We start from the raw sequence: 415 nt of genomic DNA, 5'->3' as shown, positions 1-415 counted from the left end.
CGGGACGCTGGCGACCTTCGCCAGCCGTGCGCCCGGCAGCGCGGGTGCGGCGCTGTCGGGCGCCGGGGTGTTGTGCTCGCTCGTCCTGGCCTATGCGTCGATGCGGGTGATCCGCACCCGGATCGACCGCCCGGCGACCGCGCTGCGTCGCGACGTCGTGGTGTCCTACCTGGCGCTGCTCGGCACGGTCGGTCTGCTGGGCCCCAATCCCGCCGCGCTGACCGCTCCCCAGTTCTGGGCCGCCAGTGTCGCCGTCACCGGTCGGCGCCGGCACAAGGCCGGGTACACGGTGCTGATGCTCGCCGCGGGGATCGTGCCGTTCCTGGCGGCGAGCGTCGGAATGCCGCTGATCGAGGCGGTGGTCATCAGCGGCGTGCTGGCGGCGCTGCACCTGATCGTCTTCGTCGTCATGCTG

1 protein-coding gene is annotated in these 415 nt (G+C 73.0%); it reads left to right on the top strand.

Translation table 11 applies throughout. The annotated features are described in order from the left end of the window. Positions 1 to 415, top strand: a 415-nt coding sequence (locus tag D452_RS30595) for a hypothetical protein (protein ID WP_040692813.1), incomplete at both ends; no start/stop codon positions are given.

Source organism: Nocardiopsis prasina DSM 43845 (genome assembly GCF_000341265.1).
Lineage (GTDB): Bacteria > Actinomycetota > Actinomycetes > Streptosporangiales > Streptosporangiaceae > Nocardiopsis > Nocardiopsis prasina.
Note: the sequence above shows the minus strand (reverse complement) of the source record. Positions and strands in the feature narration are given on the sequence as shown.